The following is a 15,393-nucleotide window of genomic DNA, read 5'->3' as shown; positions in this document are numbered from 1 at the left end:
GCTCCCACATTTGGATCGTGTCCGCCTTTGATTTTGCTATTGCTTCACCACACTCAACCCTTTCACTTATTGAGAAACCTCCATGCCGACCTCTTTCACCGAACTGCCAGTGATCCAGGGCCAACCACTGGAAATCCGCCCCAACCGTCACCTGAGCATCACCCATCACGCGGGCACCACCCAACCCGACACGGTAGTGTTCTTCTGCCACGGCGCCGGCGGCAACAAGGACCAGTGGCGCCACCAATGGCAATCCCTGAAAACCCAAGGCTACAGCCTAGTCGCCTGGGACCTGCTCGGCCACGGCGCCAGCGCAAAACCCCGCAACCCCGAGGCCTACGCCTGGCCCGAACTGGTCGCCGATTACCTGGAAATCCTCAAGCGCTACGGCCGCTCCCGCAACCTCATCGTCGCCCACTCCTTCGGCACTGGCCTGACCCTGAGCGCCTTGCTGGCCAAACCCGCGATCCCCATCGAAGCCGTATTGCTGCTAGGCACCCGACTCCACAGCATCAGCCGGAGCGGCGGCCTGATGCGTCTACCCGCATGGCTCCTGGAATGGCTGCGCCCACTGCTGGCCAAAGGTTTCCGCCAGGCCGCATGGAACGCCAAGGCCGACCCCGCACTGGTCGCCTACGAAGAAAAACTCACCGAGCGCAACCCGCTGTACATGTTCAAGGCCCTGATGAAAAACGTCCAATGGCCAGACGCCAATGCACTGCTCACCCTGACCCTGCCCGTGAGTGTGCTGGCCGGCGACACCGACGGCCTGACCCCGGCCAGCGGCGGCGAAGCACTCGCCCGGCATTTGCCCAATGCCGAGTATCAGTTGTTGCCCGAATGCGGCCACCAACTCATGCTGGAAAAACCCGATGAGGTATTGGCCGCATTTCAGCGCCTGCTGTCAGCTCAGCGGGACGGCAGTTTCCAGCGCTCACGGTAGAGGTCGTACTGCGCGGCGGGCAGTTGCACCAGCAGCGGGTTTTCTCGCGGGTCCAGCCAGGCAAACAACACCTGGATATTCACCGGGTCCATCGCCGTGCAGCCCAATGTTCCCGAACTGACGCTGCGCCAGATATGCAGGAAAATACACGAGCCGCCGTTGGCCAAAGCCGGTGTGTTGTGCTCGACAAAAATCCCCTGGCGGTACAGCTGATCCTTGCGCAGCATCCGCTCGGAACTGGTCCAGTCCTTGTTCACCTCCGAGCTGTCCACCAGGGTGTTGTAATGGCTGGACTGGCTGTCATCCACGCATTCGCGGGTGGCGGTACTGGCCGCGTAAGGCAAGCGGGTGTCAGCGGTAGGGGCGTAGCCGAAGGCGCCGCCGAGCTTGAAGATGCCGGCCGGGGCCTTGCCATCACCTTCACGCTTGAGAGGCTGCTGGCCGGGGGCGGGCGTCGTAAGGCCGGTGCCCCAGGCCATGCCGCTTTTGCCGACCACGATGGCAAACGATTCACCGACTTTCTGAAAGCCTTGCCCGTGGCGCTCATAGCGTTGTGCGGTGCCCTGGAGGGCGTTCCAGTCCGGGGTGGTGACCACGATCAGTTGCCGGCTGTCGTCGGGGATTTGCGCGAGCGCCACGTTTGAAAGCAGCGTCAGCAGCGCCGCGCAGGTTTTGATAAGCGTGTTCAACGTCGTTCAGTCCTTGAAAAGAGGGAAACCTCAAACACTAGTTTTTGCACCGGGCTTTATCAAGTTGAAGCTGTGTTGTGATGTTACCGCGCGGCTCGATAGGGAAATCCATCGGCTCGGCCCGTACCGGGTTGCGGCTGTAGGTGAAGTGCCACCATTCGCCGGCATAACCCGAAAAACCTTCCTTGCTCATCGCTGCGGTGAGCCGTTGGCGATTTTGCCGCGCCCCCTGGCTGATCCCCGGGTTATCGGTATGCGCCAGGTCGTCGAAACAGTCAAAGCCGGTACCCATGTCCAGGCCGCCATCGGGCAGGCGCTTTCCATAATCGGCGGCGCAATCGACTGCCTGGGTGCCTGGGCTCCAGGTTTGTGCCGGCAGCGCCTGGGGCCCGATGAGGGTCACGTCCACCGCCGCGCCCCGGGAATGGTTGGAAACCTTGGCCACATAACCCAGGCGCCAGAAATCCTGCTTGTTCACCCGGGGATAGAACTCGGCCTTGGCCGGATCGCCCGGCAGTCTGGCGAAGCGGCCCATGTTCGCCACGGCACGGCTGGGGCGATAGCAGTCGAATACCTTCAAGCCGTAACCCTGCCTGGCCAACTCGGCCTGGACCCGCACCAGGGCCTTTGCCGCGTCGGCAGACAGCACGCATTCGGCTGCGTTGTAGCCGTCCAGCGGCGCTCCGGTGAAGTTATGGGGGCTGGCGTAGCGAATGTCCTGCGCGATGCTCGGGTCGAGGCTTCGCAGGTAAACCATATTGGCTGGCATTGGCGTGTCTGCCGCGACCGGCGCAGCGAGCACCATGAGGGTCAGGGCAGCGAGTGCAGGGAAAGAGTAGGGCATGGGCGGCCGGGCTCGGGCGGTGGCTTAAGCGCGCCACACTAGCAATGCCCGGCCCGTGCCGCCAGTGCTACGGCGCGGCGTTGGGCACAAACGCCACGCTGCCACCGTCACGTTTGTGGAACAACCGTTCGCCATTGTCCGGCCGGGTCGTGATGACCTGATGATCGTTGCCCAGATAGGCCAGCGGCGTCGGGTCATCCTTGGTGTACTGCGCGACAATAATCGTGCGCTTGGGATCAAAGGTGCGGCCGCTGGTTTTTTCCAGCCAGGCCATGAAGGCCGCACTGTCGCCCTGGCGTGGAAAATCCTGGGTTTCGGCGACGTAGTAGAACGGCGTCCCGTGGTTTTGCAGGTACATCGGTACCTTGTTGTCGACTTCCACCATCACCATCTGCCACTCGTTCCATGGCGCGCTTTTCACTGCTTGCGCTTGAACGTCCTCGGCGAAACGGGTCACGCCGCCATTGCCATTGGTCCACGGATACACCACCCCGAGTACCAACAGCATCACCCCCGCGGCGATGCCGAACCCACGGTACCAACCCCGGCCGACCGTACCTTTGCGGGCGATACGCTCACTGACCCACCACGCCGCCAGCAACTGCGCGAACGGCACCAGCGGCAGCACGTAGTAACTGCGCCGGCTGCCGCTGGCAGTGAAGAACACAAACAGCAGGCCCAGGCCCCATACCAGCCAGCGGGTGTTGGGCGGGGTGTCGCGCCAATGCCGCACGGCGAGCCACAGGCCGAGGATCCAGCACGGAGCCCAGGGCAAGGTGTAGGCCGGCAGGTAGATCAGGTAGGTATAGATCGGCCCCATATGGTCGAACGGGTCGAAGAAGCGCACCACGTTTTCCCGGAACACCAGTTCCAGGCCACTTTCACCGTAGGTGGGCGCACCGTAGAGGTGGGACAGCACAAACGGAATCGCGTAGAACGCCCCGGCGATAACCACGGCCAACACCAGCCGCAGGTTGAGGTGGCGTTTGTAGCGCTGTTCGCTGAGCAAGTGCGGCAACAGCACCAGGCCCGGCAGTACAAAGCCGATCAACCCCTTGAACAGCGACGTCGCGGCCAGCAACAGGAAGAATACGGTGTAGCGCCCCAGACGCGTATCGTCCGGCCCGCGCCAATACCACCACACCGCCGCCAGCACGCCGCACACGGTCAGCACGTCCGCCGTGGCGACCCGGGCCCAGAAGATGAAGTAGAAGGTGGTCGCAAGCATCCAGCCGGCAATCAGGCCGGTACCTTTGCGAAATAGCCGCTCGCCGATCAGGTACACCAGCCAGATGCTCAGCCACGCCGAGATGACCGAAGACAAGCGCAACGACCACGGCCCCAGCCCGCCCATCAGGTTGGCAAAGCCGGTGATCAGCCAGTACGACGGCAGGGGTTTGTCGTAGTAGGGGGTGCCCTTGAGGTACGGGTCGAAGTAGTCGCCGCTTTGCAGCATCTGCAGGGTGATGTTCGCCCAGCGGGTTTCCGGGCCCCACAGGTCGCGGGCGCCCAGGCCCAGCAGCAGGATGGCGGCGGACACACCAAGGAGCAACAGCAGGGCGCCGCGTTCGGTTTTCCAGAAGGTCATGGAGCAGTTCCGATGTGGGATGAGTGTTTAATGGGTCACCCCACATTAGTGCGGCTGTGTTACGGCAATGGCGGGTAGATGATGATCTCCAGGTCACCCTTGTAATAACGCTTGCCCCCCAGCGGCAGCTGGCCGGCTTCGCGCATTTCACTGGTGCTCCTGACCCGCATCATCACGCCCACCGGGCCTTGCTGGCGCGCCTGCTTGAGCCAGGCTTGAACGCTGTCCAGATCCACCTTGCGGTGCATCGAGTCAGCGTATTGCAGGCCGTAGCGCAGTTCGCCTTCAGTGTTGTAGAGCGTCACTTCGGGCCGGCGCAGGCGCCATGCCAAGGCAGACGCCGACTCCAGTTCGTTGCTCAGCAGCGCATGGGTCTGTTGCAGCTCGTCCAGGTGCTGGAGCACGAACTGGTCAGGCATCTGGTTATCTTCGACCACCGCCGGCATGCCGGCGGGCAACAGCGCCACCAGCAGGCCAATGCCCAAGGCCGGCATCGCCCACATCGCCAGCGGGCGGAACGCTTGCAGCAGGTTGGCGAGCATCCAGCCCATCAGCACGATGAACGTCAGGGACAGGTTGAACATCTCGCTGTGGCTGTTGCCGTACACCGGCCTGTCGATTTGCAGGTAGATCAGCGTCACCATTGCCGCGAGGCCGATGCCCAGGTTGAGCAGGCCATTGACGCGCAGCGTGCGGGTGCGGGCGTTGGCCAGCAGGTCGATCAACGCATGGCCCATCAGCAGCGCCAGCGGCAGCAGGCACGGCATGATGTAGGTCGGCAACTTGCCGTTGCTCAGGCTGAAAAAGCCCAGGGGCAGCAGCATCCACAGCGCGAGGAAGACGATGGCCGGTTGGCCTTTGTCTTTCCAGGTCTTGCACAGCGTTGCTGGCAGCAGCGCCGCCCACGGCAGGCACGACACCACCATCAACGGCAGGTAGAACCACCACGGCCGGGCATGTTGGGCGTTGTCGGAGGCAAAGCGGCGGATGTGTTCGTGCCAGAAAAAGAAGCGCCAGAAGTCCGGCTCCTGCAGGTGGACCGTCAGTACCCAGGGCAGGCATACCCCTGCCGCCACCAGAATCGCCAGCGGTCCGTAGCGCAGCAGTTCGCCCAAGCGACGCTGCCAGAGCATGTAAGGCAAGGCGATCAGCACCGGCAGCAACCACGCCAGGAAACCCTTGGTCATGAAACCCATGCCGCAGGCCACACCCAGCAATGCCCAGCTCGCGAGGCGGGCACGTGGGTTGGCGCTGTCGAGGGCGAACCACAGGGCTGCCAGGCTCAGGTTGACCCAGAAGGTGAATTGCGGGTCCAGGTTGGAGTAACCGGCTTGCCCGGCCACCAGGCCGAAGCTCATATAAAGCAGTGCGCAGGCAAAACTCTTGCGCGGGTCGTTCCACAGCCGGCGGGCGATCAGGTAGGCGAGCATGACGCTCAGGCCCGTGGTCAGCGCGGAGGCGATGCGCACACCGAACAGGTTTTCACCCAATATCGCCTGGCCCAGCGCGATCAGCCAGTAGCCGGCCGCGGGCTTTTCGAAATAGCGCACACCCATGAAGTGCGGGGCCACCCAGTTGCCGCTCATGATCATTTCCTGGCTGATCTGGGCGTAGCGGGTTTCGTCAGGAATCCATAGGCCATGCAGGCCCAGTGGCAGCAGATAGAACATCACGAATGCCAGTAGCAATACGGGCAATGGTTTAAGGCGGGTCATGGCTATTGCACTCTCAAGCAGTATTGACGGTGGATCAGCGCGAGCGCTGGATCAGCCATGCGCGAGGGGTGGAGGGTGGTCTTGGTCGGGTAAAAATGCGGCACAGAGCGTTATTCCTTGAACAGTCTGTTAGTGGGCGCGGAATTGAATGTCCGTCTGCCCCAGTCAAGCTCGTTAAACGTGTGTCGTCCAATGAGTCATCGAAAGTCGTGATCATGCAGTTAACGTCTAAATGATTAGTCAGCTATGAATAGCACCCAAGTGAATACGAATTAAAACCATGAAAGGTCTCATGCCTTGGCTGTCTTTTCGCTGAACAAACTTGAATGTTCAATGTAAATAAGTGTTCAAAGTTGCTTTAGGGCGGCGGCCCAGTCCTTGGTGTTCATAATACCCAGCGCCTTGAACTTGCCATTGGGCAGAAGCTTGACGAACAACGCACTGCCGTATTCGGCATGCGCGGCGTGTTCGAAGCCCAGCGCTTCTTCAAAGTCGCTGATACAGGCGCTGTGGGTGACCAGCAACAAGTTGCGATTTGCGAGTTTGTGAGGACGCAGTTCCTCGGCGATAGCGGGGCCGCAGATAGCCAGTGGGCCGGGTGACAATTCGGATTTGCCGAACATGAACAGCGAGGTCTGCGCCGTACGCGTGGTGGGGCTGCTCAGTACGTCGGTGTTTTCCATGCCCAGGGTCTGAAAGGCCTTGCCGGTGGCGGCGGCAGCGACCGTACCGCTGATGGTCAAGCCGTCTGCGGGGCCCAGGCAGGGGTTGTTGGAGCGGTCGCAGCGTTCTTCATGACGTACCAGCACCACCAGATCACCGTTGCGCCAGGCTTCTACGGTTCCAGAGGTGAGCAGGCGATGGCCCACGCCCAGGTCCAGGGGCGATCGAGGCCACCAGATAAACGCGACCACTGCCAGGCTGACCACTACAGCGCAGGCCAGACCCAACCATAGTTTGTTCAACTGTTTTATAGATGCCCAGCGTGAGCGGGGCTTACTCAGAGACAGGTCAACCACACTATTCACCATTGGTAACTTCCAGGCGTAATCCAGTAACCGGCAGCGGCAAGTTAGGCAGGGTGCCAAGTGAAGGGCGCTGATGCAGGAATGTGCAAAAGCGTGTCACAGGGGCGCTGTCTTTTTGCTGAACATACCGATATAAAAATTTGTTCACTTGCACTAACGGGCGTTCGAAAATAACCGGCCTGTTATCTGCTTATGGGCGGCAATTTAGAGGGCGGCAGGTGGCCGCCGAGTGAAATCAATGTGAAAAATTTGCGGTGAGTCATGGGGCGCTCCTTTTGCCCAAGGTTGTGACATAAAAATGTGACAACCGTTATTCTCGGCCTCAGTCCAGAGGCAGGTGAGGAAGGGTGATGCTGCAGGTACAAGGGGTGTTTAAAAGCTATGGCACGCCGCAGGGGCCGTTGGCCGTGCTGGCGGGTGTCGACCTGTACCTGGGAGAGCGTAGCAGTCTTGCGCTGATGGGCGAGTCCGGGAGTGGAAAAAGTACCTTGCTCCACCTGGTGGCCGGGCTCGACCAGGTCGACCGTGGCCGCATCCAGGTCGGCGATCAGCACCTGGACCAGATGAGCGAAGCGCAGATGGCCCACTGGCGGCGTACCGAGATCGGCCTGGTGTTCCAGCAGTTCAACCTGATTGGTAGCTTGCGGGTGGAGGACAACCTGGCATTCCAGGCGCGCCTGGCCGGGCGCCTTGATCCGGCGTGGCAAGCACAGCTGGTGGAACGCCTGGGCCTCGGGGACTTGCTCAAGCGTTACCCCGAACAACTGTCCGGCGGCCAGCAGCAACGGGTGGCGGTGGGGCGAGCCCTGGCGTCGCGGCCTGGCTTGTTGCTGGCGGACGAACCCACCGGCAACCTCGACGAAGCCACCAGCGATGAAGTACTGCAATTGCTGCTGGACCTGCTGCGGGACAGCCCCACCAGTTTGTTGATGGTGACTCACAGTCCGCGCATCGCGGCGCGCCTGGACCAGCAGGTGGTATTGCACCGCGGCCAGGTACTCGCAGCGGACGCCCGCTGAAATGCGTGTCTTCTATTGGACGCTACGCGCGCTGCTCAGCCATTGGCGTCGCCACCCCGTGCAGTTCTTCAGCGTACTCACCGGCCTGTGGCTGGCCACCGCGCTGTTGACCGGTGTGCAAGCCCTCAATAGCCAGGCGCGGGACAGCTACGCACGGGCCAGCCAACTGATCGGCGGTGAACCCCAGGCCAGCCTCAGTGCGCCGGACGGGGCCAGTTTCCCCCAGGCGCTGTTTGCCGAGCTGCGTCGTGCGGGTTGGCCGGTGTCGCCGGTGGTGCAGGGGCGGGTGACGCTCAAGGGCCATGAAGACCTGCGCCTGCAAGTGATGGGGATCGACCCGGTGTCGTTGCCCGGCGGTGGCGCGGTGGCCGGCCAGACCCTGGACCGGTCGCAGATGGTCGCCTTCTTCAACCCGCCGGGACGCACCTGGATTGCGCCGCAGACCTTGCAGGCGCTGGGCCTGAGAGAAGGCGATCAGCCACTGACGGCCGCGGGGCTGAGCCTGCCGCCCGTGCATGTACAACCGGACATGGCTCCCGGACTGTTACTGACTGATATCGGCTTCGCCCAACCGCTGCTGGACATGCCCCAGCGCCTGTCGCGGTTGCTGCTGGACAAGGCCTTTGCCGCCGCGCATCCCGCCTTGCCGCCGGCACTGGGCGCGCAACTGCAGCTCAAGCAGGCCGAGGAAAACAACCTCGCGCGCCTCACTGAAAGCTTCCACCTGAACCTCGATGCGCTGGGCTTTTTGTCCTTCGTGGTGGGGCTGTTTATCGTGCACGCCGCCATCGGCCTGGCCCTGGAACAACGGCGCGGCCTGCTGCGAACCTTGCGTGCGTGCGGGGTGAGCGCACGGATGCTGATCCTCAGCCTGGCGGTCGAACTGGGTGGCATGGCCGTGCTTGGCGGCCTGGTGGGCGTGGCCAGCGGGTACTTGTTGGCCAGCTTGTTGCTGCCGGACGTGGCCGCCAGTTTGCGCGGCTTGTACGGCGCCGAAGTGCCCGGCCAACTGAGCCTAAGCCCGCTGTGGTGGCTCAGTGGCCTGGGCCTGGGGTTGTTCGGCGCGTTGCTCGCCGGGGCCAGCAGTTTGTGGCGGGCGGCGCGTTTGCCGTTGTTGGCGCTGGCCAATGCCCAGGCCTGGCATCAGGCCCATGGGCGCTGGCTGCGACGCCAGGGCTGGGTGGCGGGCGCTGCCTTGCTGATCGCAATCCTGGCCCTGGTGTTTGGCGATAGCCTGGCCAGCGGTTTTGTCTTGATGGCGGCCTTGTTGCTGGGCGCTGCGCTGGGCTTGCCGGTGGTGCTCAATGGCGTGCTCAAAGCGGTGCTGGGGCGCAGCCGTTCGGTATTGGGGCAATGGTTTCTCGCCGATTGCCGCCAGCAGTTGCCGGCCCTGAGCCTGGCGCTGATGGCGTTGCTGCTGGCGTTGGCCGCCAATATCGGCGCGGGCTCGATGACCTCGGGCTTTCGCCAGACCTTCAACAACTGGCTGGAACAACGCCTGACTGCCGAGCTGTACCTCAACCCGCAAAACCCGGCCCAGGCTGACGCGCTGCAAACCTGGCTGGTGCAGCAGCCACTGGTGCAGGCGGTACTGCCCACCTGGCAGGTTGCGGTGCAACTGCAAGGTTGGCCGGCGGACCTGTTCGGCGTGGTCGACGACCCTACTTATCGCCAGCATTGGCCGCTGCTGGAAGCGGCAACGGACCCATGGAGCCAGTTGCTGCAGGACGACACCCTGATGCTCAGCGAGCAAATGGCACGCAGGCTCAAGGTGCGGCTGGGGGATGTCATCAACATTCCCACGCCTCAAGGTCCTTGGTCGCCCAAGGTCGTGGGGATTTACGCCGATTACGGCAACCCCAAGGGCCATCTGCTGGTGAACGCGCGGCACCTGTTGCTGCACTGGCCAGGATTATCACCGGCACGTTTCAACCTGCGAGTGTTGCCGGGCAACGTGCCAACCCTGGTGCGTGAAGTGCAGAACCGGTTTGCCCTGGAAGACAGCCGCATCGTCGACCAGCAGCAGCTCAAGGGGTGGTCGAGCCAGGTCTTCGAAAGAACTTTTGCCGCCACCGCCGCCCTCAACAGCCTGACCCTGGGAGTCGCCGGCGTGGCGTTGTTCATCAGCCTGCTGACCCAGAGCCAAAGCCGCCTTGGCCAGTTGGCACCGTTGTGGGCGCAGGGCGTGACGCGCCGCCAATTAATGCTGCTCAACCTCGGCCAAACCTGGCTGCTGGCGGTGCTGACCCTGGTGCTGGCGCTGCCATTGGGCTTGCTGCTGGCGTGGTGCCTGGATGTGGTGATCAACGTCCAGGCCTTTGGCTGGCGCCTGCCGTTGCAGGTATTCCCGTGGCAACTGGCGCAACTGCTGGGCCTGGCGATGTTGGCCACCTTGCTGGCGTCGGCCTGGCCGCTGTGGCAGTTGTACCGCAGTCGCCCGGCGGATTTGCTGAGGACCTTTGCCAATGAAGATTAAGTGCCTGCTATGGGCGACGTTCCTGCTGCTGGGCGCCTGCGACAAATCGCCAGCGCCTGAAGAAAGCTTCGCCGGGCTGGGCAGCCAGGCGGCGGACTTCACTCAAGTGGTGCCCGGTAAAGTCTTCAGCTTTCCCGAAGACCACGGCCCCCATGACGGCTATCGCATCGAATGGTGGTACCTCACCGCCAACCTCAAGGACGCCGAGGGCAATGCCTACGGCGTGCAATGGACATTGTTTCGCAACGCCCTCAAGGCCGGGCCGACGCAACCGGGCTGGCACGACTCGACGATCTGGCTCGGCCACGCCGCCGTCACCTCGGCCACTCACCACTACGCTGCCGAACGCTATGCCCGTGGCGGCGTGGGGCAGGCGGGTGCCCAGGCGGTACCGTTCAATGCCTGGATTGATGACTGGAATTTCGCCACCCGCCCCGGTGCATCCAGCCCCTTGGCGGACATGCAGTTGAAGGCTGCCGGCGAGCATTTCAATTACGACCTGCACCTGACCTCCAGTCGCCCATTAGTGCTCCAGGGCGACAACGGCTACAGCCGCAAGTCCGAGCAGGGCCAGGCGTCGTACTACTACAGCCAGCCGTTTTTCCAGGCGGATGGACGTGTGACTATCGATGGAAAATCTTACCAAGTCACCGGCACCGCCTGGCTCGACCGCGAATGGAGCAGCCAGCCCCTGACCGCCAGCCAGACCGGCTGGGACTGGTTCTCCCTGCACCTGGACAGCGGCGAGCAGTTGATGCTGTTTCGGGTGCGGCAGACAGATGGACCGTCCTACCTGACCGGCACCTGGATCGATAAGGTGGGCCACACACAGACCCTGCACAACCAGGATATTCAACTGACGCCGCTGGGCACGACCGCCATTGATGGGCGCACTATTCCCACCCAATGGTCGTTGAAAATCCCGGGCAAGCGTCTGGATATCACGACGGAAGCGGTCAACCCGAAAGCCTGGATGAACCTGAGCATTCCTTACTGGGAAGGGCCGGTGAAATTTCAGGGTGGGGTGGGGTATCTGGAGATGACGGGGTACTGAGTCCGATGCTTTTTGTAGGCCTTGATTACCTGCCAGGTAAGTGATTTCCCAAATGTAATTTCAGCCGTCCCAGGCTTGTGTCCGGGCTGTGTCAGCCTGCTTATATTCCTGCGCCATATTCATTACATCAGGGATGTAAGTGATGGCGCAGGGATACATCAATGACCGCGCCACGGACTACCTCAGTTTGAAGTCCCGCTTGCTGACCGGGTCCAGTCGGCAACTCTCCGATCAATTCGATGCATTGAACCTGCACTTGCGCCAGGGCCGATTGGTGACGCCGGGGCAGATGGTGATCGTTCCCGACGACTACGGTGTGGCTTGCACTACTGATGATGCATGGTTGATGCGCCATGCCCAGGAGATTCGACGCAACCTGGAACTGGATGCCTCGGCTGGGGCGGCGGTGATCAATAACTATGATCTACTCCAGAGTTTATTGGCTTATAGCTCGGTGGGAATCGGCAGTTCGACGGCGGCCTGGGGGCGACACCTGGACGAGGTCCAGCGCACTCTGGAAGAGATTGAGCGTTTGCATCAACAACTCAAGGGAGGAGCCTTGAATAAGAAAGCGTTTATCCAGAAGCGGCAGATGTTGTTCCGGCACTTGGATACTCAACTGCAAGGCGCGGCGCGATTTGGCACGAGCCTGAAACCAATAAGTCATTGAAAAAAGTACTGGGTATTTCCACCAAGAGTTATCTGCACAAGAGTGAAATCGTGGGCTACACGCAGCGGGTTCGCAGCATTGCCGAGACGTCGAGGTTTTTGGGCAAGGGGACGTATGTGGGGCTGGCGTTGGATGTGGGGGTTGCGGGGTTGGAGATCAAGGAAGCGTGCATGGAGGGGCGGGAGGCACAGTGCAGTCGGGCGAAGTATGTGCAGGGTGGGAAGTTGGTGGGTGGGGTAGGCGGGGCCGCTATTGGAGGGACTCTGGGGGCTGCGCTCGGAAGGCGTTTATGCGGAATAGTCATGGGGGTTGCGGTGAAAGGGCAGGGTGCGCTGGTCTGCGGGATTATCGGCGGTGCTGCCGGAGGTTATGCCGTAGGGAGTACGTTTGGGCGTGCCGGTGAATGGGGTGGAGAACTGATGGGCGACCTGATGTATCAGCCTGATGGGGCTTGATCATGTCTTATTATGACTTTTTCACTGTTACGTTGCTTTTATGGATGCTTATCAACTTGGGATTGTTGCTCTTCGTCGCGTACAGAAAACTCGATGAGTTGGAAAGCTACTTCACCGAAAACGAGGCCGTTCAACGCACCAAGCGTTTTTGGCGCAGGAATCTGCCGATCGACAAAACCATGCGAATGGTTGTGATCGTCGAGCTGCTGTCCATGCCAAAACTCCATTTGAAAAAGGGCGAGGTCACTGAGGCAGAGTTGACGTCCGTCCCCGTGGCCCTGAAGCGATGGGCTGTATGGCCCTATTACGGCGGAATGGTTTTGATGGTCTTGGCAATCGTTTGGGAGGTTTGGCCTAAACCATAGCTGTTGGGATTTGTTGTGTTTTCCTACGTCAAAAACGAATTCATCTCATGGTTTTAGTTAAAAAATACTGTACATACATACAGCTTTATCCTACATTCCATCCCAGGTGACCGGATGTCACCGATCACCTGAGCTTCAATTTTTTAACTATGGATGGATAAAAAATGAAATCTAAAAAAGCCTTTGTATTGGGCGCGGCCATGATGGCTGCCAGCTGCGTTTCGGCCTTTGCCCTGGCCGAGCAATACCCGTCGCAGAGCAGCGTGCACCTGAGCGAAAAAAGCTTGGATGCAGCGGTCAAGAGTGCCCTGAAATCCGGTGGCAAGGTGCAGGCCTCCGCGTCTTCGGCGCAGGTGCTGGATAAGCTCAAGGCTGCACAAAAAACCAAGATCGTCGGTGTGCAAAAGAAGGCTGCCAGCGTCGCGAAGCCTTCTGAAAGTGTGCAGATTTCGCCGGTGAGCCGGCTGGTAAAACCGGCCAAGGCGCCTGCTGCCCAGGCTGCGTTTGTACCGCTGTGCGACAGCCTCGATATTAACGTCGGTTACAGCTATGACGGCTTGCAGAGTGGTGAATCAAAGTGCTTCCACTTTAATGTGCCCGCCAAGGCCAAGGTGCAGATCTACCTCGCGGGTCAGCAGCCGGGGACCGAAATGGCCCTGACGCTGTTCCAGGACGACGGGCAGAACAACCTGACGGCACTGATCACTTCTGATAATCCGGGTAACAGTGATGAAGTCATCAGCGGCATGCTTGAAGCCGGGGACTACTACTGGTTCCTGGAGGCCAAAGTGGCTGACGGTTCGGCCTTCGACTTCGGCGCAATCGTCAACACCGCGATTGACGCCTACGAGCCCAATGACACCCCGGAAACAGCGTTCGCCTTGCCGGATCGCCTGAATTACCTGACGGGCAACCTCGACAGCCCGGATGACGTTGACTACTTCGATTTTGCCGCTGTACGCGGGCAGGGTGTCAGCCTGTTCCTTGGTGATGACGACAAGGGCGTGCGCAATCAGTGGGTCTTCGAGTACTTCAACGGCAGCACCTGGGTCAACATTCCAGGTGGCTCGACGGCGACCTTCCCGAGCCGGGCGCCAGGCTTTGTCTACAAGGCGCGCGTGCGGGCCAACCCCGCTGAGGCGTTGGATGCCAAGTCCGAGTACAAGCTGACGTTCGGTTCGAGTCCGCGCCTGGCGGACTTCGATGCGAAGGGCGGAACAGTGACCCGAATCCCGGTGGGCATCGTACCTCTGGCGACCCAGGCCGGTCGTCTCATGACCTGGAGAACCGAATGGAAAGACAGCACGGGTGCACCGTTGGTGGGGGTCACTTCACAGCTCAAGGTCGACAAGCGTTTTGTTCCGGGTCCGGACTTTAACTGGACGGTATTCTCGGCCGCCACCGACAGTGCCGGCAAAACATCGGGAAGCGCGGAGTTAGGCGGTTGTGTGGGTGATTACCGTGCCCAGTACTACGACAGCAGCACGGGCGTGAAGTACCTCTGGGACACCTGGTACAACGTTGGCGGCTGGCGCATCGACCTCAAGGAATTGCCGAATGTCGGCGTCGGTGGCGATAACGTTCCCTATGTGAGCCTGGGGCATATCTGCAGCCAGGACATCATTGGCCGATAACGGGCGCATAAGAGCCCTCTGAAATGTAAACGCCCCACTTAGGTGGGGCGTTTTTTTTATTGGCCTTTTTTGGGTTCGCGCGCTTGTGGTTCCCAATGCAGGGTGCCGAACAGGTAGTCCATCAGCGGCAGGACGATATTGAAATTGCGTCCCTGCATGAGTTCGCGGCGGTGATGCAGGGCGTGCAGGTGGTGCATCTGGCGGATCCATGGCAGGCGGGCCACGGGGTGGTTGGTGTGCAGGTGTTCGCAGGCATGGAAGAATTCATAGAGCAGGTAGCCGAGGATCATGCAGCCGGCGAACAGGCCGGCGACATTGGGGTTGAGGTGTTTGAGCAGCCACCAGGCGGGCAGGGTGATGACCAGGCTGTGGAGCAGGATGAGCCAGGCGGGGAACAGGATGACGCGCCAGTCTCGCGGGCTGTCGTAGGTCATGTGGCCTGGGGTGAAGAAACTGTGGTGGTCGCCGGTGTGGCGGGCGTAGAACAGCCGAGCGAAGGGGTGTTTGTGGTGGCCCAGGTGGCGGTGGACGAGGTAGATGCACAGGTTGAAGAAGATCAGGGTGAGGGGGATGGTCAGCCATTCCAGGGGTTGGATTTGCTGGGTGGTGGACCAGAACAGGCTGATACAGAGCAGGCCGTAGCCGAAGACGAAACCGGCGTGGAGCCATGGGTTGTAGTGGGGAGTGATGCTTGCGCGGTAGGTGGCGCGGAAGGCCTCGGTGGGGTGGGTCATTGGGGGGGCGCTCGGCGTTGTTTTTGTTGGGGAGTGAGCTTAGTTGGGATTGGGGGGATTGCTTGGCTTCCCTGCCGATTTACCCGCTCCACCGTGCCTGCTTGGGCCATCGTGGTTGACGGGGCCCGCCGATCAAAAGCAAGAGCATAGCGGCCTCCCGGCCGGCTTGAGTGTTAAAA

Annotated in this window: 12 protein-coding genes and 1 pseudogene; 7 read left to right on the top strand and 6 right to left on the bottom strand. The window is 61.2% G+C overall.

Annotation, left to right across the window (positions count from 1 at the left end; genetic code table 11):
• Nucleotides 1-82 precede the first annotated feature (82 nt).
• Nucleotides 83-943: an alpha/beta hydrolase gene (locus LIY45_RS30080; RefSeq protein WP_226478634.1), complete on the top strand. Its 861-nt coding sequence runs from the start codon at nt 83-85 to the stop codon at nt 941-943.
• On the opposite strand, the gene LIY45_RS30075 is transcribed toward LIY45_RS30080, so the two are convergent.
• The 5 genes from LIY45_RS30075 to LIY45_RS30055 form a co-directional block, all read right to left on the bottom strand.
• Nucleotides 910-1,632, bottom strand: coding sequence for a hypothetical protein (locus tag LIY45_RS30075; protein ID WP_226478633.1), 723 nt, complete (start codon nt 1,630-1,632; stop codon nt 910-912). The two genes, LIY45_RS30080 and LIY45_RS30075, sit on opposite strands and share 34 nt — an antisense overlap.
• Nucleotides 1,633-1,669: 37 nt before the next feature.
• Entirely contained in the window at nt 1,670-2,476 is an 807-nt protein-coding gene (locus LIY45_RS30070; protein WP_226478631.1) for a M15 family metallopeptidase, read from the bottom strand.
• Nucleotides 2,477-2,543: 67 nt separating this feature from the next.
• The gene (locus LIY45_RS30065; RefSeq protein ID WP_226478630.1) at nt 2,544-4,064 is read right to left on the bottom strand and encodes a glycosyltransferase family 39 protein; all 1,521 of its coding nucleotides are present in this window, start codon (nt 4,062-4,064) and stop codon (nt 2,544-2,546) included.
• 59 nt (nt 4,065-4,123) lie between these two features.
• The gene (gene arnT / locus LIY45_RS30060) at nt 4,124-5,779 is read right to left on the bottom strand and encodes a lipid IV(A) 4-amino-4-deoxy-L-arabinosyltransferase (protein WP_226478629.1); all 1,656 of its coding nucleotides are present in this window, start codon (nt 5,777-5,779) and stop codon (nt 4,124-4,126) included.
• A 347-nt stretch (nt 5,780-6,126) separates the two neighbouring features.
• A complete protein-coding gene (locus tag LIY45_RS30055; protein ID WP_026077696.1) occupies nt 6,127-6,810 on the bottom strand; it encodes a histidine phosphatase family protein in 684 nt (227 codons plus the stop codon).
• Between the two features lie 347 nt (nt 6,811-7,157).
• On the opposite strand from LIY45_RS30055, the gene LIY45_RS30050 reads away from it, so the two are divergent.
• From LIY45_RS30050 to LIY45_RS30025, 6 genes and pseudogenes are all read left to right on the top strand, one after another.
• Nucleotides 7,158-7,826, top strand: coding sequence for an ABC transporter ATP-binding protein (locus LIY45_RS30050; protein ID WP_226478628.1), 669 nt, complete (start codon nt 7,158-7,160; stop codon nt 7,824-7,826).
• Between the two features lies 1 nt (nt 7,827).
• Nucleotides 7,828-10,302: an FtsX-like permease family protein gene (locus LIY45_RS30045; protein ID WP_226478627.1), complete on the top strand. Its 2,475-nt coding sequence runs from the start codon at nt 7,828-7,830 to the stop codon at nt 10,300-10,302.
• Nucleotides 10,292-11,356: a lipocalin-like domain-containing protein gene (locus tag LIY45_RS30040; RefSeq protein WP_226478626.1), complete on the top strand. Its 1,065-nt coding sequence runs from the start codon at nt 10,292-10,294 to the stop codon at nt 11,354-11,356. Before LIY45_RS30045 ends, LIY45_RS30040 begins: the two co-directional genes overlap by 11 nt.
• Before the next feature lie 142 nt (nt 11,357-11,498).
• A pseudogene (locus LIY45_RS30035) lies at nt 11,499-12,481 on the top strand (hypothetical protein).
• 2 nt (nt 12,482-12,483) lie between these two features.
• The gene (locus LIY45_RS30030) at nt 12,484-12,846 is read left to right on the top strand and encodes a hypothetical protein (protein WP_226478625.1); all 363 of its coding nucleotides are present in this window, start codon (nt 12,484-12,486) and stop codon (nt 12,844-12,846) included.
• Between the two features lie 164 nt (nt 12,847-13,010).
• Nucleotides 13,011-14,480, top strand: a complete 1,470-nt coding sequence (locus LIY45_RS30025; protein WP_226478620.1) for a PPC domain-containing protein — start codon at nt 13,011-13,013, stop codon at nt 14,478-14,480.
• 56 nt (nt 14,481-14,536) lie between these two features.
• Here the strand turns inward: LIY45_RS30025 and LIY45_RS30020 are convergent, their stop codons facing one another.
• Nucleotides 14,537-15,214 carry a sterol desaturase family protein gene (locus LIY45_RS30020; RefSeq protein WP_226478619.1) on the bottom strand — a complete coding sequence of 226 codons (678 nt, stop codon included), beginning with the start codon at nt 15,212-15,214 and terminating at the stop codon, nt 14,537-14,539.
• Between the last annotated feature and the right edge of the window lie 179 nt (nt 15,215-15,393).

The organism is Pseudomonas sp. MWU16-30323 (assembly GCF_020515595.1).
In the GTDB taxonomy this organism is placed as follows: Bacteria; Pseudomonadota; Gammaproteobacteria; order Pseudomonadales; family Pseudomonadaceae; genus Aquipseudomonas; species Aquipseudomonas yamanorum.
The sequence above is the reverse complement of the archived record's forward strand: the minus strand, read 5'-3'. Positions and strand labels throughout refer to the sequence as shown.